The sequence below is a fragment of the Mycobacterium sp. pV006 genome (assembly GCF_041287115.1).
Taxonomy (GTDB): domain Bacteria; phylum Actinomycetota; class Actinomycetes; order Mycobacteriales; family Mycobacteriaceae; genus Mycobacterium.
Genome location: NZ_JBGGKT010000061.1, coordinates 1 through 478, shown reverse-complemented (window position 1 = coordinate 478; position 478 = coordinate 1). Strand labels below are relative to the sequence as shown.

General features: G+C 52.1%; 1 rRNA gene. It reads left to right on the top strand.

From position 1 onward, the window contains the following. Window positions 1-478 (top strand): 23S ribosomal RNA (locus ACAG25_RS24800); the annotation flags it as partial.

Below are 478 nucleotides of genomic sequence, written 5' to 3'. Positions count from 1 at the left end.
GGCAGCGGGAGGGGGTGGCACAAACCAGTGAGAAGCGACTGTTTACTAAAAACACAGGTCCGTGCGAAGTCGCAAGACGATGTATACGGACTGACGCCTGCCCGGTGCTGGAAGGTTAAGAGGACCCGTTAACCCCTTGGGGTGAAGCGGAGAATTTAAGCCCCAGTAAACGGCGGTGGTAACTATAACCATCCTAAGGTAGCGAAATTCCTTGTCGGGTAAGTTCCGACCTGCACGAATGGCGTAACGACTTCTCAACTGTCTCAACCATAGACTCGGCGAAATTGCATTACGAGTAAAGATGCTCGTTACGCGCGGCAGGACGAAAAGACCCCGGGACCTTCACTACAACTTGGTATTGGTGCTCGATACGGTTTGTGTAGGATAGGTGGGAGACTGTGAAGCCAAGACGCCAGTTTTGGTGGAGTCGTTGTTGAAATACCACTCTGATCGTATTGGGCCTCTAACCTCGAACCGT